This is a genomic window from Pseudoalteromonas sp. SCSIO 43210, assembly GCF_054133285.1.
Window position 1 is genome coordinate 4,734,360 of record NZ_CP087225.1, and the last position, 23,133, is coordinate 4,757,492.

Sequence of the window (23,133 nt, forward strand, 5' to 3'; positions counted from 1 at the left end):
CTTTTTTAGATATGTTATTTGCTGTAATACTCTGTAATAGATTTCTTTAGCTGCATCATCTACCTTTATCAATAATTCCACATAAAAAATTAGTATGTGAATAACAATAATTCTAAGTTGTACCTAAAACGAATAAAAACATAAAAAGTGGTTACTCATACAGCTTAGGCATTTAATACCTATTTCTTGCAATCTCGATTGCCAATCTCACAGCATTCCGAATGCAATATTGAAAACAAATAACAACGGTAGTTTTATTCTTTTTTTCGTAAAAATCACGCAGCTGAAATTAATAAAAATACAATATTTGCTCAAAACCAATTTATATCTCAATAGCTTAAAAGGAATACTTACAATGGCTAAAAAAGAAAATCCAACAAAACCATCAGCTAACAACATACCTTGTTGGTCAGATAATGAAAGTGTTGAACAAGCCTGTAGACGCTTAACTGAGATGTTTGTTGGCCTCGGCCAAGTACCACGTATTGATAAAGGTCAACAACCTGCGCAACGTGCCGTTTTTAGAAAGCAACATGGCATCGCATACGGTAAGTTTAAAATTAATCCAGACATAGACCCGCAATTCAAAATTGGTATTTTTTCTAAAAGTGAATATGAATGCGCCATACGTTTTTCGAGTGATACCACTCCCTCCTCCCCCGATTTACACAGCACACTTGGTTTAGCAATGAAGTTGTTTGCGGTCAATGGAGATAAATTAATTGGTGAAAGCAATACCGCTGATTTTATTTTTCAAAATATGGATCGTTTTTTCACTAAAAATGCGCAACAGATGTGCCAATTTACAACAGCAGGTGTGATTGATAAAGATTATGATGCTTACCTAAATGACCCTAAAAATAGTGACGTTGCTAACATCCTAAACGACATGCAAAAAGTTGAATCGAGCTGCTTAAGTGCCAAATATTGGGCTATTTTGCCATTCAAGCTAGGTGATCAACAAATTGTTAAATATCGCTTAGTTCCCGAAGAGAGTGAAGTCGGCGCGCCATGCGTTGATAACAATTACCTTGCTTTAGATTTACAGCGACGATTACGAGAAGGAAGTGCCAAATTCCGACTTGAGGTACAACTACGTACAAATCCAGAAACAATGCCACTCGATGACGCTCAAGCAGTATGGAGCACTCAACAAAGTCCTTATGTGTGCATTGCTCGTCTACATCTAGCACAACAAAATATTACAGCAATTGGCCAAGCCGAACTTGGTAGTAACTTGGCATTTAATATTTGGCGTACTTTAGCCGCCCATGAACCACTTGGCAGTATCGCACTTGCACGAAAGTCAGCCTATGCAGCCAGTGCAAAAGCACGTCACACAGCTAACGGACAACAGCTACAAGAGCCAACTAAATTAACTAACTTCAATCCAGAACAAGCACAAGAAGCGGATTCTGAATGTATTGTTTATGCCGGAATCTACCCTCCTATTGGCGTAATGCGCGTTGGCAACAGCAAGGACGATTATTTTATTGGTCCGCAGCAACCTCAACCAGTTCCCAATAGTGACGAATATGCGTATCGCGATAAAAGCGGTGCACTTAAACGCCAAGCTGCAGAGTTTAGAATTTATGGTTTTAACGCTGCAGGTAAGGCTATAAAAGAGCTTACACTAGATAATGCAGATATCACATGGCACGCCCAACTCGCCAATCAAAAATCATCTTGGTACGAGTTTCAAATTGCTTTAGATATTCCTGAAGCCGCAGACGCTCCACCTTCGCTACTGCGTAATAATAATGTAGCAGACCGAGATAAACTTCATATTAATGGTGGTCAGCGCAAGCTAAGTGGTAAAAACGTAAATAGCAAAAACGAACATAACTTTATTGGTAAGTTTATGGACGAAGATGTCTACTTAGGCGAGATGCGCAGCGATAACCACGGTCGATTAATAATGTTAGGAGGACATGGTGTTGCCCGTAATTTAAAAGGCGATATTGCGGTAACTTTCGCCAACAACGAAGGTTGGTATGACGATATATCCGATGGCCCAATTACTGCCGAGGTTGTTCATAATGGTGTTGCATTAAGAGTTGAACCAGCTTGGGTCATTTGTGCGCCGCCTGATTATGCGCCTATGCAAAAATCAGTTCGTACTATGTGGGATTTAATGCGCGATGTTGCTGTTAATAGTAGCATGCTAGCACGGCCACAACGCCCATCATTCACAGAGGATATTCAACCTATATTTTCTAGGATGACCAATTTACAGTGGGTTAATAGCGGCTTTGCTGGTGCATTCGGCTGGGGTGGTCAATTTGATTATACGACCCCAGAATGGTTGGCAAAACTTAGTGACCCATCACCTGCATATCAAGAGCTCCGCCGGACTTTATCTAATAACTTTCGTCGAACTGATGTATCAGGTGCACAAGCACCTCAACTATGGCCTTGGTTATATGGTGACGCTATTAGCATCCCTCCAACAGGCTCAGTACGCCAGCATGCGACTTTGTCTAATTTACAATTGTCATTTTTAGACCAGTGGGTAAAAGGTGATTTCATTAATGATTACAAACCACAATCACGCTGCCCTGTGCCAACTCAGCCACCAACTATAGATGACTACCCTGTTGCCGAACAGCCTGAACAGCTAACGCGTGGTGCAATGGAGTTTTGCCTTGCTGATGCATTTCATCCAGGCTGTGAGATGACTTGGCCAATGCGAACGGCCGGAATGTATATGTCTCCATTTCGACTAAAACATGCATTACCTGATACACAAAGTGATCATTGTTATTATGGGCCTATTATGAATCATGATATTTATACTTTAGCAAAAGGCCCTTTGTTTGGTGGCCAAGTAGCAGGAGGGATCACACGTTGGATGGCTATTCCATGGCAAACTGACACGGCCAGTTGTCGCGATGGTTATAGCTCTGAGTATGACCCATTTTTACCCACATTTTGGCCAGCTCGTGTTCCCAATCAAATAATGAATCAACGACGCTATCAACAGGTTCTTGATACATCATTATCTGATAGTACCCGCCAGCAAGCGTTTGCATATAGAACAGATTGGCTTGATGACTTGCCCCTACATGGTAACCCTGCAACCTATACCAACCAAATAAATAGTATGGTTGAGCACTTTGCAGAACTTGCTATTGTACAAACACATACTGGTGCTATTAACGACGAACAATTCCCCAACACTATGCAGGTAGGCATGCTACCTCATAATAAAGCAGGCGAAGGTTTAGTTAACTTAGCCAGTAAAGCAATACAACATAGTAACGTTACTCTCTCTGTAGATTTGACTCATAATCGAAGCAAAGTAGATTTAGGCGTGACCGAAAAAGCCAACCGTTTTCATCGCATCAAAGGACGTTGAAATCGCTATGCCAATGATTAAAAATGAGGACGCAAAAAACAGTGTTGTGATCATTGGTGCTGGCGTGGCTGGATGTATTGCCGCGCTTGCTTTGTGCGATTCTTATAAGGTGACGCTTATCGATAAATCAGCATCTCCTGAAGAACGTATTGGAGAGTGCTTAGCACCCGCAGCAAGACGAATTTTAAAACAACTCAACTTACTAACTGAATTTGAAAGCCGATTAGAAACGGATATTGCACTTCCTCATCATTTGCCTAATGCCGGAATGCAAATAAGTTGGGGTCAAGAAGCCCTGCACATTGCAGATAACCTCAATAACCCTGATGGTTTCGGCTGGCGACTAGACCGAAAAAGGTTTGAGTTGTTTTTACGTGAAAAAGCCCAACAGCGAGGCGTAGAATGCATTTGGCCCGCTAAATTAATTAACAGTCAATACAAAGAAAACTCTTGGCATATTACACTTATAAATTCAGACTTAAATGAAGATCAGGAAGTAACCATAGTATGTCCATTCGTTATTGATGCAACTGGTCGCCAAGCACATTTTGCCAAAAAGTATACCGATCGCCAGCAAAGTGATCGCCTCATATCATGTTGGGCAACTTTAGATGACAATAGCGAAAATAAACTGGGCAATATTCACTCAACTAATAATGGTTGGTGGTACAGTGCTCCACTTCCAAACCAGCGGCGTGTTTTAGCCTTCCAAACTGATTCAGACCTAATGCCTAAGGGGCTGCATCGCGATCCAGCATACTTTATTAAGTATGCTCAACAACACTCATCACTCGCAAAATTACTAAACGACAATCAAAAAACGCTAAATTTACAGGGCATTGTAAGTGCTAACTCAACACGTTTGAACAACTTTTCAGGTCAACAATGGGCCGCATTAGGTGATGCAGCTATAAGCTTTGATCCCTTGTCATCACAAGGAATTTTTAACGCAATGGCAAATGCGATGCAACTCGCATTACTGCTTAAAAAATCAAATATACTAAACATTATCGACAATGATATACAACAGCACTTTAATAAAACTTACCAACAGCAAATAGAGCAAATATGGCGTCATTATTTACACCATCAACATTTCTTTTATAACCAAGAACAGCGCTGGTCTAAAATGCCTTTTTGGCAACGCAGACATCAATATAAAGCATAACCATGATTATTTTTTACGCTAGAGTGTTGATCTTTCATGACTAAAGCTACTTTAGCTAGGGGTGATTACCCTAAGATGGCCTCGACTACCGTAATTAAATTTGATTTTTTTGTTAAAAATTTATCTTTCACTGCTCGGTTACTTGCATTTCATCCGTAAAAAACAAATTAGAACGCTTAAAATTAAATTCGTCGCATGAAAATAGCTGCATGGTGCAGTTGTGATTTATTACTGAACAGTTTTACTGAGTAGCTTACGTTTTATGCCAGTAACTTTTCGCAATTACTGATATTCGCCCGCCGCTTTCTGTTTAAGTTTTTACAGTAATTTGCTTGTGAACTTGGCCTGCCTACTGCACCACGAAATACGCGCGTAAATTGCGTGGTGAGTTTTAACCAGTTTTCGGGGGATATATTCACTCTTTCGAGCAAGGGAAGGTTCATATTATCAATATGCCCGCGTTTGTCTTCTCGCATTATTCGCCCTGTTAGCTCAACAAGTTCTAGGTACGATTTAAGCTCAAACGGGAGCCCTTTTGGCATTGTTTGACGTGGCATGCCTGCAAAGCGAAGGAGCTGTTTTGGTTGTTTGCCTTCTTTTGCATATGTTAGACGTTGTTGGACACTGGTATGGTCTGATTCCTCTAGGGTGTTAGCCATTTTCGCTCTAATTGGGTTTAAATCTACATAGGCCATGCAGGCCGCAAGTGCTGCTTCATCTAATAATGCTTGAGACGTAAAGCGCCCCTCCCAAAAGCGGCCTGTGCAGTTATCTTCTTTATTTGCTCTGCGCGCAATGTCTTCATTTAATAACCGCATAAACCAACTGATACTTGATAAGCGCTCTCGGTATTGTTTAACCGTTTGATTGAAAAAGATGAGTTCAACTTTACTTAGCTTTTCACCTTGTACATATTTTTGCGTTAGCAATGTGCCTTTACAGAGTTTATGCCAGCGAATAATAATCGCTTTATCATTTAACCTATTCGCTTTTTCCCGAATTCATTATGCAAGTGCACCACTGACCATAACCCACCAATAAATATGACATTCTGAAGTATTTGCTAATGTAGTAAGTGCGACCAAACTCATTATCGAGGGAATTCAGAATGTCTTATGAACATCTTAACAGTTTCGAACGAAAAGCTATCTACTATCGATTCAACAGTGGCGAAAGCTGCCGATCCATTGGTAAACTATTAAATCGACACCATACAACTATCATGCGTGAAGTTAAGCGAAATAAGCCACCCTACTATGATTATTTCGATGAGGCAGCGCACGAAAAAGCGATGGAAAGAAGGAAGGTCTCCAGGCATGCAAGAAAAAGAAACAATAAGGCACTGTACGAGCTTGTGCTGAGTAAGATAGCAATGGGATGGTCTCCAGATGCTATAGCAGGTCGGCTTAAGAAGGATAACCCGTCAGATGAATTAATGCATGTCAGCCATGAAACAATCTATCAATGGGTGATTAAGGATTTTAAAGCAGGTGGAGAGCTATACAAAGACTTAGCTAAGAGGCATAAAAAAGACGTAAACAACGTAAATATGGCGATTTACGTGGGCAAATTAAGAATAGAGTAAGTATTAGCGAACGACCAAAAATAGTCGAAGACAGAAGCCGAATAGGTGACTGGGAAGGTGATTTAATTGAAGGCAAAAAGGGCTCTGGTTTTTTTGTAACCCATGTTGACCGTAGCTCTCGATATTTAATCGCGCAAAAAATAGAGACTAAGCAAGCTGAGTCATTCAATACGGCTACAGTAGAAATGTTTAAAGAGATTCCAGAGCATAAACAGTTAACTCTGACCTTGGATAATGGAAAAGAATTTTCGAAATTTAAAGCTTTGGAAGAAGAACTAGATTTTATTATTTACTTTGCTGATCCTTATTGTTCGTGGCAACGAGGAACAAATGAACATACAAACGGTCTGATCAGGCGTTATTTCCCAAAGAAAACTGATTTTTCAACTATAACTAATGAACAACTCCAAGAGGTTGTAATGAAAATTAATACTCGCCCAAGGAAAATACTAAATTATCAGACAGCTGAAGAAGTCTTTATTAATTAGTGATTTAAGGTTTGGTGCACTTGGAACCTGAATTCGGGTTTTGGTTTATTTTTGAGCGTTTGTTAAATTAATTCAATAGATGGGTGTCCACAATTTATGTTACTTCAGCATTGATTGTACTTGTTGCTGTTGGCTAGTTTTAGGAGCAACGAAGTTAATATCAGGTAATAAAGAAGCCTGAACGATGGCTAAGGCATCATTTTTATCTGTTTTTTGATTTTGTCTAACGACTTTAACTAATCTAGGTGAGATTAAGCGTGCATTATGACCATAAGAACTTGCTAATTGAGACCAATAATTAGCCCCAGCACATGACTCAAACACTACTTTTGAAGGGATTGATGTTGATAGATAAGCACTAAATTGTTCCGGTGTCATTTCTGTATTAGATTGCACCTTGTTGTTTGTATAAACACAAACTTGAATAACTTTTACTGCTAAATCAACACCAATAATACTCTTCATATTACAAGACTCCCTAAAGTTTAAAGACATGCCATTGTCAGCTTAGCTGAGTAGTATGGGGAGTCCAATTATCTTGTTAAATGGAATTTTTTAGACACCTAACTCCATATGATTAATTATTTTTTCTAAATGTGTGTTGGAAAAGTCAGATAAGCACTTAAGCTTAATATAAGATAATTCATATTTTTCATCTGTAAACTCAAGTTCAGGTGGAACTACAACAGTTTTCATCTTTGCTTGATTCGCAGAAAGGATGCCCGAAACACTATCTTCAAATGCAATGCATTTTGAGGGTTCAACATTCAATTTTTTAGCCGTAGATAAATATACGGCTGGATCAGGTTTTCCTTTTATTTCATGTTCCGAAGAAGAAGTAGCATGAAAGTAATGAGAAATATTAAGTTTTTTTAAAACAATAGGAATTAGTTTTGAAGGAGCATTAGTTGATAAACCGATTTTAAAATTCTTTTCTTGAAAAAAGTCTAAAACTTTATGTACTCCTTCCAAAGCAACACCCTCATCAATAATTAATTCTGCTACACGATCAATAACTTCATTTTCGACTTCATCTAAGCTTTTACCTAACCAAGGAAAATGATTATACCAAAACTCCGTTACTTCACGAGTAGTCATCCAAACAGTTTGAGATGAAAGTTCATTAGTTACTTTTACGCCTAAAGATGAAAAAATTTCCTTTTCCGCTTTTTTCCACATCGGCTCCGAATCGATTAACGTTCCATCCATATCAAAAATTGCAGCTTGTATCATACAGATTCCATTTAACGCCAGCCTAAACAGCAGATTGCTGGTGCAAATTTTGCGCCTTTTGTTTATTGCAAAAAATGCGACAGTAAAAGCTGTCGGATTTTAGGCTCTTGTTAGGCATTTTTGTAGTTGAACCATATTTTAAAATATAGCAAAGCAAGAGTAGCTTCCGTAATAACAGCCAGTGAAATACCTATACCAGCAAAACCACGTAGGTATTCTGCACTACCAAGAAAAGCCAATGCAAACATAGAAACTGAAAGACTTAAACATATAGCCTGCCTAGACTCTGAATGCTCAGCATTTCGGCCGAACCAGCTAAATACCGATATTCCGAGAAATAACATTGCAGCCCTTCTACCAATGAAGAAAGCGGAACTATTTTCATCAATATTAAACAACATAAATAATACTTCGGGAATAAGTATAAAAATCACACACAAAGTAAGTGCGATAACGGCTGTAATTATGCTTACTATTTTAAATTTAATCATGCTTACCCCTGAATGCCTAACACTTTAGTACTTATGCGACACGCAGTTTGTGTTGCATAATCGCTTGTTGGACTGAGGCGCTACCTGCTCGGTGTGTCAGAGTTGGTGTTGTTTATGCTATGGGAATTTGCTTTTTAGAGGCTCTAGCTAAATCAGCTAATTTAATAAGCTTACCTATTATAATTTAAGCTTTCCCTGCATTGCTCAGCGTTTATTATCTATTCATTAAACCGAATGCTTAACCGTTAAGCAAGGATATTTTTCTAACTACTCGAATAATTACAAATCAAGTAGCTATAAAAAGTAAGGTCACTATTTAATCTTCGTAATACCAATCTGCTTAATTAAGTAAGCTATTTTGAGGTAAGAAAACAGTGTCGATAATAAGGCAAAAATTCGTTATTTAGTTGTTCTATATAAGAAATATTTAACACAGTTAGCGTCAGGTTTAAGCTCTCAAATTGCTCAAATATTATTACGAATTGGTATTAATGTATTAATGATGTAACAGCTAAAAAGCTGAATACAATACCCCAATAAAAACGATTAATGCCTGACCGTACATAGCACATGTATTTTGAAAAACTAAACTAGACAGCCACTTCAATTGAACAAACAAAACGTTGCTATTAAATTTGATTTTTTTGTTAAAAATTTATCTTTCACTGCTCGGTTACTTGCATTTCATCCGTAAAGAACACAAACTAAACTAGACAGCCACTTAACTAAACAAAACGTTGCTATTAAATTTGATTTTTTTGTTAAAAATTTATCTTTCACTGCTCGGTTACTTGCATTTCATCCGTAAAGAACAAATTAGAACGCTTAAAATTAAATTCGTCGCATGGAAATAGCTGCATGGTGCAGTTGTGATTTATTACTGAATAGTTTTACTGAGTAGCTTACGTTTTATGCCAGTAGCTTTTCGCAGTTACTGATATTCACCCGCCGCTTTCTGTTTAGATTTTCACAATAACTTACTTGTGAGCTTGGCTTGCCAACAGCACCATGAAATACGCGTGTAAATTGCGTAGTCAGTTTTAACCAGTTTTCTGGGGATATATTTAACCTTTCAAGCAAAGGAAGGTTCATATTATCAATATACCCGCGTTTATCCTCTCGTATTATTCGTCCTGTTAATTCAACAAGCTCAAGGTACGATTTAAGCTCAAACGGCAGCCCTTTTGGCATTGTTTGACGAGGCTTGCCTGCAAAGCGCAGTAGTGGTTTTGGTTGCTTACCTTCTTTTGCGTGTGTTATGCGTTGCTTGATGCTGGTATGGTTTGACTCTTCGGGCGTTTCTGCCATTTTTGCTCTAATGGGGTTTAAATCAACATAGGCCATACAGGCAGCAAGGGCTGCTTCATCTAATAATGCTTGAGACGAAAAGCGCCCCTCCCAAAAGCGGCCTGTGCAATTATCTTCTTTATTTGCTCTGCGGGCTATATCTTCATTTAGTAACCGCATAAACCAGCTAATACTGGATAGGCGCTCGCGGTATTGGTTTACTGTTTGGTTAAAAAAGATAAGTTCAGCTTTACTTAGCTTTTCGCCCTGTATGTATTTTTGTGTAAGAGCGGTGCCTTTACACAGCTTATGCCAGCGAATAACAATCGCTTTATCATTCAGCCTATTCGCTTTTTTGTCATCTACATACAGTACTAAATGGGTGTGATTACTCATTACGGCATAAGCACATACATCAATACAAAATATTTTTGCTAATTCCAGTAACTTATCTTCAACCCAGCCTCTGCGATGCTCGTAAGATTGACCAGTAAAGTGGTCTTCACCACACAAAAAAGCACGGCGCACGCAACGCGAAATACAGTGGTAGTATTTTGTATCAACCAAACTTATTTGTCGTTTTCTTGCGATGGCCATAAGACATCCTGCTTGTTTTTTACACTAAATAAAGCGTAGTACTTTGAGCTTAAAAGTGCAAAATTTTGAGTGGATGTCTAGTTTATTTAGGCTATGTCTAGTTTATTTAGGCTTTGGACTAAAATGAGGTTACTTTAGCTGTGGTTTAAGTTTGCACAGATAACAATCGGATCAAAATCAAGTAACGGCTTGTAAACCTAAAGCTTAGTTACTGCATTCATTTTCATAAACTCTATTGTAACTTATTTCTTGTTGAATCTTATTCTTGATTGACTTATTTGAAAGTTGATTCAAACTTGCTCTAAGTGATTCTAGCATGTATTTGTCACCAATAAGTAAGAGTGAATTTAATGCTGTTTTACCTATAAAACTATCTTGATTATCAATTAATATCGCTATTAACGTATCAACATCATTTTTTTCACCAATCATTCCAAGCCCAGTTATAGCTGAGTTTTTTAAGATATTTTCATTCGAACTGATCATCTCCATAAAATATTTTCGTGCAATATTCAGATCCACTCCACTATCAAAACATTTATTTTTTAGATTAATTCTCCATTTCATAGCAGCTAATCGAATTAAGTGATCATCTAATACACGTACATGCTTAGTGTTCCTCCATACCTCTAACAATATAGAATTATATAAATCAGCATCAAAACCTTCACTGGACCAACCATTGGAAATTAAATTTGAAACAGAGAACACAGCTTCTCTGTAGTTTTTATTCCAATATGAGCCAATTTCCATGTTCTGAACCGAGTTGTCAGCATGCCCAATTGTCTTTTCAATTTCGAGTTTCCACTGCCAATGACCATCGTCTGCATATGAGCTGCATGCAGATAGCAGCCAAATACCGCATGTTATGCAAATTTTAAATATCTTCATGTGTTTTCCTGTTTATGGGACTATCGGCCAACTTTGAACTTGGTTAACTCCACCCCTTCGTCTCGATTCAAAATATTGGATTTTTGAATCAACTTGCTGCACCTCTTTTGTATACTTCCAACGAGTTTCAACAAAAGTTCTTTTACGATCATTACTATAGGAAGACATTCTAATCTTTTGCCTATAGATTTTAACATCTAATATTGGCGTTTTTTCAATACTCCAGTTCACATAAACATTGTATACATTTACTTTCACCTCTGGAGCAAACACTATATTTGGCATCCTCATGCGCCATGCGTCAGGAAGGTCATAATTGTATGAAAGCCCTAATCTGGGATTCTCATTTAGATAAGTTTCAAAGGCTCCGCTTGCAAGAATCTCAGAATCGCCATCATAAAGACCTTCATGATGCAGCTCTCTTGAACCTAAATACTCAGTAGATGGATATCCATTCTCACCATCCCTTCTTTCTCGCCAATATTCATCAATAACTTCTGGCATATCAACACCATCTATAGAATTACTACCGCCAAAACAATTTGTACAAGCATATAAATCTATACCAGAGCTATTATTACCTTTTGCAGTTGTTGATGGTGCGCCTATATCGGCTGTTGCAGACATATTACCTATCTGAATATTAACCGTGCCATTACCGTTACCTGTCATTGTGCCGACTTTTACATTGCGTTTTATGCGAGAACCTGTGACAGATTGCTTCTGAGTAATATCCGCTGTTTCACCTTTTTCAAGGTTTTCTGCAACCTCTTGACAACTTGCAGCATCATCCGCACTACAACTTGCATACCCTGTAGGATCAGTACCACTGAGCGGATTATTCATTATGTAAGAATAAGGGTTAATACTTTGACTATTCGTTGGGCTTTGGATAACGGGGTCTACAGACATAAACCGACCAAGGTTATAATCGTACACCCGACCGTTCATATGAATGAGCTCTACATTATCTAAATGTTCGTGGTCAGTAAAGCCTCTTCGTGTTTTGGCATCCGCCATATCACCGAGTTTTGAATCTCCAAATGCTTTTAAGCCGCCACTGGCTAGCCGTGGTTTACCAAATGGGTCAAAATTTCGCTCTGCTTCTACTTGTCCGTTATGGTCGGTAAATACGCGTGCACTGCCTAAGCGGTCACGGTGAGTGTATCGAATGCTTGCACTGACCCCTGTCGTTTGGCTTATAACGGCTATGTCGTCTATGTAAGCTCGCCATGTGGTGTTGCTGCCGTCGATTTCTTCTTCATACAACTTATCGCTATAAAAAGTGGTTACGCTGCCATTCACTTGCTTAAAGCGCATGTGTTGTGGACCATAGGTAAAGGTGAGGGTTTTACCGTTTTTTATAATTTGTGTGGGTTTATCCATCGCGTTGTAGCTGGCACTTGTAAGGCCGTCGCCCCGTGTCATATTACCACGTGCATCATAACTAAATACTTTCCAACTGCCGTTGCGTAGCACACGTTTTACTGCATTCGGCCCACCTGTTGCACCGTTAGTGTAATCGTATTGTGAGGCGTAATCCGATTTAGATAACAGATTGCCCACCGCATCATAGCTGTAGTCAATCGTGGTAATGCCATTAACAGCGTTACTTTCTAAACGGTGCAGTGCATCGTAGCTGTAACTTTCACTAAAATTGTGCTGGTTGCCAATACTCCCCGTGGTGATATCAACGGCTTTTAAATTACCAAAGCCATCATACGCTGAGTAATTAATACTCATGATATTGCTATTATTTTTAGCAATGGTTTTAAGGATCATCTGACCATTCTTAAGGCTGTAAGCGGTATTTTCACTTAACCCATTACCTAATGTCCCCTGTGATATATTACCAAACACATCATGTTCAGTGATAGTTTTAAACACATAACCACTGGCGGCATTTTTTACCTGCGTTTGATAGCCTGCATCGTTATAAATGTACTCTAAGGTAAGGTTATTCGGGTAACGTAGCCCTTTTACACGGCCATAGTTACTGTCGTAAAATGTGGTTGTTGTGTAGCTTTTACCGCTACCAATAATAGTTTGGCTACTAGGACGGCCTCGACTATCGTATGCGTAATTTTTTGTTACGCCATTACCTGCCGCTTGATTTAACTGCCCTAGGCCATAGGTAGCGCCATCATAGCTATACGTTAACGTATTTTCACCTGTCGCGGTGCGTCGTGTAACGCGCCCAAGTACATCGGTTACATAACTGATGGTTTTATTATCCGCTCGGGATTCATGTTGTAATTCACCAAAACCATTATATTGAAAATTAGTGATACCTTGATTTGGATCGTTTACCTGTACTTTTTGACCAAGTGCATTGTACATTGCCACAATGTTATTGCCGTTAGCATCTTGAATAACGATTGGTAACCCTTGCCCATTATAGCTATAACGTGTAATTCCATTGTTTGCATCAGTTGTTTGCATTAGTTGCTTAAGGCTATTGTAAGTACGCGACATATCTAGCGTGATGCCATAACAACTATCATAAACTGTTATGCCTGTGGCAAGTTCGCTGTATTCGTAGTTTGTAGTCATATCACCGCAATGTTGATTGGTTACTTTTTCAGTTACGCGACCGAGTGTATCGTGTGCGGTATAAAATGTACCAAATACTGAGGCATGCTCTTTATGTGGTACAGATTCAAATGTTTTATAACCTACACTGTTATAAACAACATCACTGAATATCCAATCGCTATCAAAACCTTGTACGGCAGTGCGTAGTGTACGACCTAACTTATCTATATAGATTTTTTGGGCTGGTTGCCCGGCTGCCACCTTTAAGACTTGTAAAGCTGCGTGTTCGGGAGCTTGTGTATCCGGTGTTTGTACTGCACTGTACTGAATGGGCATACCCGCAGTTTGAACGCTGTACGGACGGTTGTAATCATCATAGCCATAGTTGGTTACTTGATAATTACTGCCACTGAGTTGTTGGCGTGTTTGGGTTACCTGCCCCGTGGCGGGGTTCACATTGGTATAACTTATATGCCCTTTAGCATTGATTTGCTTGTGGGGGAAATAGCCGTCGCTTGCCTCGCTGATGCCATTTTTACTGTACGTAGTTGATGTCGTCCGCGTTTGGTCAACCCAACTGCCGCTACTGTTGCGTACTTTGGTTGTTTGACTCACAAGGTGCGGTAAGCCGTAATCATTAAAAGCAGTCGTAACTGTACTGCCATTACCCGAAATAGCTGAGCCTATTTTACCACTAATTTCGACTACACCAGCCTGACGACTGCTATGATATTGAGAATAAACAGTTGTATTAGATGTTTTTTGATCGAGTGTTACATTCGTTATTGGATCATTACTATTACGCTCTTTAATTGCGTTTTTTGTCACTGTTTTATTAGTGAGTTTATTTAACCACCAACTGCTTTTATCGTTCTGATAAGTACTAGTTTGGGATGTTGTATATACTCCCCAGTCGTCATTAATCTCTACCGAGTTGGCTGTTACATTTGCATATTCATCAATTCCAATTATGGTTTTATTGGTAGATGTAACAACACTTTTAGAATCAAGATCTCGCGTTAGCTGCGTTGTAGAACGAGGATATACATTATAAACACCTGATATAGTATGGTTCAGGTTATCCTGCCAGTCAGTACTTGAATAACTTAATGCATTAGCTTCCAGACTTGCTGATTGTAATAAATTATAACTTCGCACGTTATAGTCATTTACCGCAAAAGTAGCTTGGCGTTCTAACTTACCCTGATACGGAAAGACTTGTTTAAAGTCTGATTGTGTAACGAGCCCTCGACTTACATCTTTTTCTATAATGCTTTTAAAGCCCATAAAACCACGGCCGAACTGGTTATACACAGCGCCTGCATAGCTATACGCTGTTTCTGTCGTGTCGTTCAAACCATTACTTTGCAGGAATGAATTCACAACGTACATGCTAGATGCAAAATTAATATACCCTGGCTCTGATATAATGCTGTTTCTCAGTAAATCATATTCAACTTTGCTACTCGATAATGGTCGTTGCTGCCATTTGGCTTCTTTACCTAGGCCATCTTTAGCTGCTAACATAAGATCTACAGGGGCATAATCACGACCACTCACTCCTGAACCAGTACCGTAATTACGATTTATAAATACACCGTATTGTTCAGTATATGCAGAAAAAGTCCCCTCAGCATTTCCTTGATTAGAAAACCCAGGCTCTGATGTATGATTAAATACTAAGCTTCTTAAGCCTGTTCCGTATGCATCAACAAATGCTGAATCATATGGGTTCCCCACCAGATTTGTTTCGCTTTTAGTTACACTCAACTCCCCGGCACTATTTTGACTAAAATGTAATGCATCAAATTGATAAATACTTTTATCGAGTGAACTACTATCAATTGGGATTAAAGAGCTTCGATCTCCTGGTCGTGTTTCCCATTCACCATATAACTGATCACCACAAAAACGATTTCTACCTAAAGAAGTGCAGCGGGTCAGTAACCGCTTACCTGGCATCAATAGTTCAGGTATTCCGTCATAGTTAATATCTTCAATAAGAAAGCCTCTTCCATATTTAGGTACTCTTCGCGTTATCCACTCCCCAGCGTTATAAAGTACCTTCTGCTCTACCGTTTCGATAAGATTGTTACTAAGGGTATGTTTTGCTGTAAATACTAATGCCCCTTTATTTAATCTATAAGTAAGAGAAATAATATTTTCGTTATATTCCCACCCAAGCCAATCAGTTAATCCATCACCATTTAAGTCAATAAACATACTTAACTGAGGTTTTAGCGTTCCTAAGGTAACGCTAAATGGCAAGGCATGATCGTTTTGATAATTATCATCACCCAAAAGTAATGTTTTTGGGCGGGCCTGTAATGGCGAAATAATATCTTTAGCCCCCGTACTAACATGCATTATATCTATTGTGCCATCGCCGCTAATATCACCTAATACTGTATAGTCATCTAAAAGAACAGTGGTATATAAATCGCTAGCTGTACCTTTTGTAAGACTAAAGCTAAATTCAGGACGAACGTAAGGTCTGCTTACATTTTTTTGATGCAAGTAAAGTTCAATTTTAGGGGCATCACTTGCAATATAAAGTAATATGTCTGGCCAACCATCATTATTAAAATCTGCAATTTGCCGTATATGGCTTTCTCTTAATTCAGGTTTTAAAGAAGGAGGCATTTCGATATTTGTCGAAATTAATCCTTCACTAGACAAATCGAACATTAACTCTTGATTTTTAATTGACCATTCATCAGTTATTCCATCTAAGTCAATATCCCCTTGGCTGCATTCATGTCTAAGTGTAAATCGGTTAAACTGGCATGAATCTAACGCTATATTGTTGTGGCTAAAGTCCCCCTCAGCATTAACAAAATAACCTGACCAATCTCTTACGCCATCACCATTTACATCGCCTCTTGGTAAAACCTTGCTTATTGATTTTTCGTTAGGATAAAGTATGTTACTTTCCCCGCCTAAAGGCTCCAGCATTAATACTTCTTGAGTATTATTCCAAGTAAATAAAGTTGAAGGTAAGCAATAATTATTGCTAAAACATTGAGAAACCTCATCTAACAGTTCTTTACCCGATGCAGTACTCTTTTGGTAATTTAGCTCATAACTCCAAACATTTTGATTAACGTTAAAAATATCAACCTTGTGGAGTCGTTGTGTAACAACTGAGCGACCTCCAAACGAAAAGCGTTCGTGTATTTTATTTCTCGGCTCATAAATAAATTGTACTTTTTGCTCTCCTTTATTATTAACCGAGCTACCGGTATAAGAAATCTGATCTAGCAACAACTCTGCAGTTCCATATAAGGCATAGTCATAATGAATATAATTATTCTCGGTTGCATCATGTTGATATTCAACCAACCACGAATAAGTAGCGGTCCTACCTTCATGTATTACTTTTGAGTCAATTGTTTTACCAAAATATGACACTCGACCGTTTTTATACTCAGCTTTAAACCACGTAGATGTGCCATTTAGTGAACCACTTTGCGTTACACGCACAAAACTATCAATTTCAGTGCGGTATTGTGTGCCTGAATTACCATAACTACCCGATGTAGCAATTAAACGCTGGCCGTCTAAACAAAGCCGATCGTTACTATTATATTGTGGACTTTGTGTAAACCCATCTTGTGCATAAGTTGCAGCGCAGCGTGTAATACTAGAACCAACTGAAAGAGCCCACCCAACACCCGCAATACCATTACCACTACGAGATGAATAATTTAATGATATTTCTGGCTGCATTCCAGAACGCCCAGGGGTAAGCTGAATCGGAAGTTGATATGTAGCCGCACCACCACTTACACTAGCCTGCCCCTTAATTGCACCAATTGCTGAAAAGTCTGGTGCTACAATATCAGTAGACTCTTTATCTAAAGGAATAATAACCGAGGTCTCTGTTGCTAATTCTATTGGTGATTGAATTAATACACTAATAGACTCAGTGGTAACGAGTTCATTCTCATCTGTTACCCTTAGAACTATATTAGTACTTCCACTTTGGCTTGAGGCTTCAACTACAAGGTGGGCTTTTCCATTTATAAAAGTAACTTTTAGCTCTTTAAATAATGATGGATTCATAGCATCAACATCCAATCTTAAAGAACCCAAAGGTGTTTCTTCATCACTAACACTAAAATCAATACCGATACTTTCATTAGTCAACAGCTTAATCGAATTAGCTCCAGTAATACGTGGCCGATCATTCACACTATTTACAGTGAGCCTAAATGTATCGTCTCTCGTCGCACCGTGACTGTCTTTAACACGGATACGAATGTCTGAATACCCATACTTATTCGCCACCGGAGACATGCTCATTGTCCGCGAAGCGCCACTCCCTCCAAAAACAATACTATTCGTCGGCAATAGTGAAGTGTTTGAGCTGCTTACAATAGAAAGGGCAAGGCTTGAAGTGCTTGTTTCAACATCACCCACTGTAAAGCTTATCGCTCTTGTGGTGTCTTCGTTTGTTGACTGATTCGCTATATTTGTGATCGTTGGTGCATCGTTCACACTATTTACAGTGAGCCTAAATGTATCGTCTCTCGTCGCACCGTTACTGTCTTTAACACGGATACGAATGTCTGAATACCCATACTTATTCGCCACCGGAGACATGCTCATTGTCCGCGAAGCGCCACTCCCTCCAAAAACAATGCGATTCGTCGGCAATAGTGAAGTGTTTGAGCTGCTTACAACAGAAAGACCAAGTCTTGAAGTGCTTGTTTCAACATCACCCACTGTAAAGCTTATCGCTTTTGTGATGTCTTCGTTTGTTGACTGATTCGCTATATTTGTGATCGTTGGTGCATCGTTCACACTATTTACAGTGAGCCTAAATGTATCGTCTCTCGTCTCACCGTGACTGTCTTTAACACGGATACGAATGTCTGAATACCCATACTTATTCGCCACCGGAGACATGCTCATTGTCCGCGAAGCGCCACTCCCTCCAAAAACAATGCGATTCGTCGGCAATAGTGAAGTGTTTGAGCTGCTTACAACAGAAAGCCCAAGGCTTGAAGTGCTTGTTTCAACATCACCCACTGTAAAGCTTATCGCTTTTGTGGTGTCTTCGTTTGTTGACTGATTCGCTATATTTGTGATCGTTGGTGCATCGTTCACACTATTTACAGTGAGCCTAAATGTATCGTCTCTCGTCGCACCGTTACTGTCTTTAACACGGATACGAATGTCTGAATACCCATACCTATTCGCCACCGGAGACATGCTCATTGTCCGCGAAGCGCCACTCCCTCCAAAAACAATGCGATTCGTCGGCAATAGTGAAGTGTTTGAGCTGCTTACAACAGAAAGACCAAGGCTTGAAGTACTTGTTTCAACATCACCCACTGTAAAGCTTATCGCTTTTGTGATGTCTTCGTTTGTTGACTGATTCGCTATATTTGTGATCGTTGGTGCATCGTTCACACTATTTACAGTGAGCCTAAATGTATCGTCTCTCGTCGCACCGTTACTGTCTTTAACACGGATACGAATGTCTGAATACCCATACCTATTCGCCACCGGAGACATGCTCATTGTCCGCGAAGCGCCACTCCCTCCAAAAACAATGCGATTCGTCGGCAATAGTGAAGTGTTTGAGCTGCTTACAACAGAAAGACCAAGGCTTGAAGTGCTTGTTTCAACATCACCCACTGTAAAGCTTATCGCTTTTGTGGTGTCTTCGTTTGTTGACTGATTCGTTATGTTTGTGATCGTTGGTGAATCGTTCACACATGCAACATTAAAAGTAAGCTTAACAGGATAACGAGTCACATTTTGGCTTACAGTTTGATAATTAGCTGAATAGGTTCTATAGGATGCGTATTGTATTCGAGGCTTTTCTACATCATCTTTTGTTGCAAAGGCAAAAAAGCTTTGGAGAATATTTAAAATAGGACTTGTTGAGTACTCAACAAGCTCATCGGATTCTAGAGATATAGACCTAATTGGGTTATTGCCAGAATCTATCAATGAGACATTTATCGTTGTTGTATCTACACCACAAAAATTAGCCTTTGGTTTATAAACAAATGAATCTGTATTAAAACTTAAAGTCCCGTTTTTTGGTTTTATAATGGCGGCTCCAAAAAAGGCTTCCCGTGCGCCTATAACACGCCAAACCTCCCAAATTCTAACTGTTTTACTTCCATCTTCAGTTAAATTAAATTTATCAGTAACAGCCGAAGCCATTGAAGATAAAACTAATAGAAAAAAGCACAATGTAAATTTCACAAAACAATCCTTGTTGGTTGTTATTATTTTATTTAAATATTTACATGTTTGTTACCTGGGAACAACATCAAATAATCGAACAAATAAAAACCTACCAAAGAAGAACAAAAAACAGTGACTTAAAAACTAAGCTTATTAAAAATATACAAAGTAAATTCAAATAGATTTATAGCAAAACTAAAAGTGGGAGCTGAAATATTAATTTCAACCTTCTAGAACCTACTGGCCTTTCATGATTAAAACTTGTTCTATCTAATTATCGCAGGAAGTTTGCAACCTAGTGGGCTAAGTAAAAGTAAACCGTCTCTAGGGCAAACCCAAAGGGCTGAGCATGTTTGGCATTTATGGGGAGTAAAAATATATATTAGCTATCCAATGCTAATAATTTTTCTAACTACTCGAATAATTACAAATCAAGTAGCTATAAAAAGTAAGGTCACTACTTAATCTTCGTAATACCAATCTGCTTAATTAAGTAAGCTATTTTGAGGTAAGAAAACAGTGTCGATAATAAGGCAAAAATTCGTTATTTAGTTGTTCTATATAAGAAATATTTAACACAGTTAGCGTCAAGTTTAAGCTCTCAAATTGCTCAAAGATTATTACGAATTGGTATTAATGTATTAATGATGTAACAGCTCAAAAGCATGCTAAGAAGCGATACAAACACTCTATTTTGCTCCATTATAAAAAGCTCTACGAAAAAGCTGTATACAATACCCTAATAAAAACGATTAATGCCTGACCGTACATAGCACATGTATTTTGAAATATGTGGAGGTAATCATATGGCTTATACCTTGTAAGTCCATTTGGTATTAAACACTTAGTTTACAGTTAGTAACTACACAGCTATTCGCTTTAAACAGCTTGGTTAGTTACTTTTATAGGCAAGTATATTTGCGCACTTAGCCCGCCTTCGGGACGATTTTCAAGCATCACTTTTCCATCGTGCATATCTACTATACGCTTGATAATTGCCAGCCCTAAACCACTGCCTTCGCTCCCTCGAGCAGCATCACCTTGCTTAAATGGTTCGAACACAGACTCTAACTCACTTTCAGGAATGCCGGGGCCATTATCGTTTACTGCAATAACGACATATTTTTTATTTGGACTAAAATAACTAAGTACTTCTATATCATCTTGTGAATAACGCAGCGCATTACCAATCATGTTTGTTATTACACGCTTAATAGCCACAGAGCTTAGCGGTATATTACCAATACTTGGGTTCTCTTTAAACGTAATTACACGTTGATGCTTTAGCTCCGAATGAATAACTTCAGCCACCAGTGCATTTATATTTTCACAGGTTAGTTCTTCACGCTTATGATGGCGTAAGTACTCGATAAACTGGTCGATAATACCGTTCATGTCTTCAATATCGTAAATGATACCTTCGCGTAAGTACTCATCAGCTTCAGCCATCATTTCAGTCGCTAAACGAATGCGTGTAAGCGGCGTGCGTAAATCATGTGACACACCAGCCATTAATAAACGGCGGTCATTCTCAAGTGCAGCAATACCCCGCGACATCTGATTAAACGCGCGCGTTACTTCTATCACTTCTGTTGAACCCTCCTCTGCTAACTTGGTAGTAAAATCACCTTTACCAACTTTTATTGCGGCTTGTTGTAACGCTTTAAGCGGCCTATTGAGGTGCCTTGCAAACAACCACCCACCTAACACACTTAAAAATCCGATGCTTGATAAATAAAAAGTTAAAAATTCTAAATTATTCTCTTGGAAACCAGTTAACGGTACTTTAACCCAGTAACCTGGGGCTTGAGGGGCTTCGACCCAATATATGAGTGGACCAGTTTGGCTAATGCGCACACGCGAGAAGCCATTTAACTGTTTCGTCATACTGCGCGATAACCCTGAATACTCACGAGTTTGCCCTAGCCCATTACGCATTGCCTCACGTTGAGTCATTACTTCAATTCCAGTGATTTCAAAAAACTTTTCTGAAACCTCGTCGTTTATCTCAATGCCGTCTTCCCAATCTATAAATACGGTTTTTATTTGCTTTGCGAGCATTAAATTTACTTGCTCAATTGTAGGCTTTACAACGTATAAGCTTACTGTAACGTAAGACACTATTTGGTTTATTAGTAATAATGCGGCTACCAAAAAAACCGTTTGTCCAAACGCACTACGCGGAAAAAATCCCATATAAATTACTTTTCACCATCAGGAACAAATACATACCCCAAACCCCATACGGTTTGAATATAACGCGGATTGGCAGCATCAATTTCAATCATGCGTCGAAGTCGCGACACTTGCACATCAATACTTCGCTCAAGCGCACTGTAATCACGCCCACGCGCTAAGTTCATTAGCTTATCGCGGCTAAGTGGCTCTCGTGGATGCGAAACAAGCGCTTTAAGCACGGCAAACTCACCACTGGTAAGCGATATTGTTTTGTCCCCTTCACTCATTTCGCGCGTTGCTAAATTAAGCGTAAATTTACCAAAAGCGATCAAATTTTCTTCAGCAGCTGGAGCACCTGGCACTTCTTTTGCGCGGCGGCGCAAAATTGCTTTTATGCGAGCAAGTAGCTCACGTGGATTAAATGGTTTTGGAATGTAATCGTCAGCGCCAAGTTCAAGACCAATAATACGGTCTACTTCGTCGCCTTTAGCGGTGAGCATAACAATAGGGATTTCATTTTCTTTTTGGCGTAACCTGCGACAAATTGACAATCCATCTTCACCTGGAAGCATTAAATCGAGAACCATTAGATGAAAATTTTCACGTTCAAGGAGCCTGTCCATTTGCTCCGAATTTCCTGCGGTTCTAACAATAAAACCTTGCTCTACTAAGTAACGTTCAAGCAAACTGCGTAAGCGCATATCGTCATCAACAACTAATACTTTTGTGGTTTCGTGTCCCATTATCTCTTTCTTATTTTTATATCCAATTACTAGTTAATATAAATGAAAAACTTAATAATCAAAAACTAATTACTTGCTTAGATTGTTACTGAACATTTCAAAGCTTACTTGCTCGTACTTTATTACATTTTACGCTCGACAAGTTTTGGCAAATTTAATAACGTGCACACCATTAGAGTTAATAAAGAATTGGCCATGAAAACAAATTTAGTTACCCGCGAAGGTTACTTACAATTACAACAAGAACACGACCAACTATGGAACGTTAAACGCCCAGAAGTAACAAAAATAGTCAGCTGGGCGGCCAGTCTCGGAGATCGCTCTGAGAACGCTGACTATCAGTTATAACCCCATAAAATATACTATTTTCAT

At 38.9% G+C, this 23,133-nt stretch carries 9 protein-coding genes and 4 pseudogenes; 4 read left to right on the forward strand and 9 right to left on the reverse strand.

Features of this window, described 5'->3' with window-relative positions; genetic code table 11:
• Positions 1 to 355 precede the first annotated feature (355 nt).
• Entirely contained in the window at positions 356 to 3,358 is a 3,003-nt protein-coding gene (locus tag LOS73_RS20475; RefSeq protein WP_457934232.1) for a LodA/GoxA family CTQ-dependent oxidase, read from the forward strand.
• 7 nt (positions 3,359 to 3,365) lie between these two features.
• Complete coding sequence (locus LOS73_RS20480; protein ID WP_033031778.1) at positions 3,366 to 4,526, forward strand: tryptophan 7-halogenase; 1,161 nt, start codon at positions 3,366 to 3,368, stop codon at positions 4,524 to 4,526.
• Positions 4,527 to 4,786: 260 nt separating this feature from the next.
• Here LOS73_RS20480 and LOS73_RS20485 read toward each other — a convergent pair.
• Positions 4,787 to 5,521, reverse strand: a pseudogene (locus tag LOS73_RS20485) (transposase); the annotation flags it as partial.
• A 113-nt stretch (positions 5,522 to 5,634) separates the two neighbouring features.
• Here LOS73_RS20485 and LOS73_RS20490 point away from each other — a divergent pair.
• Positions 5,635 to 6,599 (forward strand): annotated as a pseudogene (locus LOS73_RS20490) (IS30 family transposase).
• A gap of 102 nt (positions 6,600 to 6,701) precedes the next feature.
• On the opposite strand, the pseudogene LOS73_RS20495 reads toward LOS73_RS20490, so the two are convergent.
• The 8 genes and pseudogenes from LOS73_RS20495 to ompR form a co-directional block, all read right to left on the reverse strand.
• Positions 6,702 to 7,064: pseudogene (locus LOS73_RS20495) on the reverse strand (IS110 family transposase); the annotation flags it as partial.
• A gap of 90 nt (positions 7,065 to 7,154) precedes the next feature.
• The gene (hxpB, locus tag LOS73_RS20500; protein WP_033041258.1) at positions 7,155 to 7,832 is read right to left on the reverse strand and encodes a hexitol phosphatase HxpB; all 678 of its coding nucleotides are present in this window, start codon (positions 7,830 to 7,832) and stop codon (positions 7,155 to 7,157) included.
• A 110-nt stretch (positions 7,833 to 7,942) separates the two neighbouring features.
• The gene (locus LOS73_RS20505) at positions 7,943 to 8,323 is read right to left on the reverse strand and encodes a hypothetical protein (protein WP_033031774.1); all 381 of its coding nucleotides are present in this window, start codon (positions 8,321 to 8,323) and stop codon (positions 7,943 to 7,945) included.
• A gap of 909 nt (positions 8,324 to 9,232) precedes the next feature.
• Positions 9,233 to 10,207 carry a transposase gene (locus tag LOS73_RS20510; protein ID WP_457934233.1) on the reverse strand — a complete coding sequence of 325 codons (975 nt, stop codon included), beginning with the start codon at positions 10,205 to 10,207 and terminating at the stop codon, positions 9,233 to 9,235.
• A gap of 204 nt (positions 10,208 to 10,411) precedes the next feature.
• Entirely contained in the window at positions 10,412 to 11,098 is a 687-nt protein-coding gene (locus LOS73_RS20515; RefSeq protein ID WP_033030314.1) for a HEAT repeat domain-containing protein, read from the reverse strand.
• Positions 11,099 to 11,110: 12 nt separating this feature from the next.
• Positions 11,111 to 19,858: a SpvB/TcaC N-terminal domain-containing protein gene (locus LOS73_RS20520; RefSeq protein ID WP_457934234.1), complete on the reverse strand. Its 8,748-nt coding sequence runs from the start codon at positions 19,856 to 19,858 to the stop codon at positions 11,111 to 11,113.
• An 861-nt stretch (positions 19,859 to 20,719) separates the two neighbouring features.
• Entirely contained in the window at positions 20,720 to 22,036 is a 1,317-nt protein-coding gene (envZ, locus tag LOS73_RS20525; protein ID WP_007376426.1) for a two-component system sensor histidine kinase EnvZ, read from the reverse strand.
• A gap of 5 nt (positions 22,037 to 22,041) precedes the next feature.
• Entirely contained in the window at positions 22,042 to 22,761 is a 720-nt protein-coding gene (gene ompR, locus LOS73_RS20530; RefSeq protein ID WP_007376425.1) for an osmolarity response regulator transcription factor OmpR, read from the reverse strand.
• A 195-nt stretch (positions 22,762 to 22,956) separates the two neighbouring features.
• Here ompR and LOS73_RS20535 point away from each other — a divergent pair.
• Positions 22,957 to 23,103: pseudogene (locus LOS73_RS20535) on the forward strand (transcription elongation factor GreB); the annotation flags it as partial.
• Positions 23,104 to 23,133: the final 30 nt, after the last annotated feature.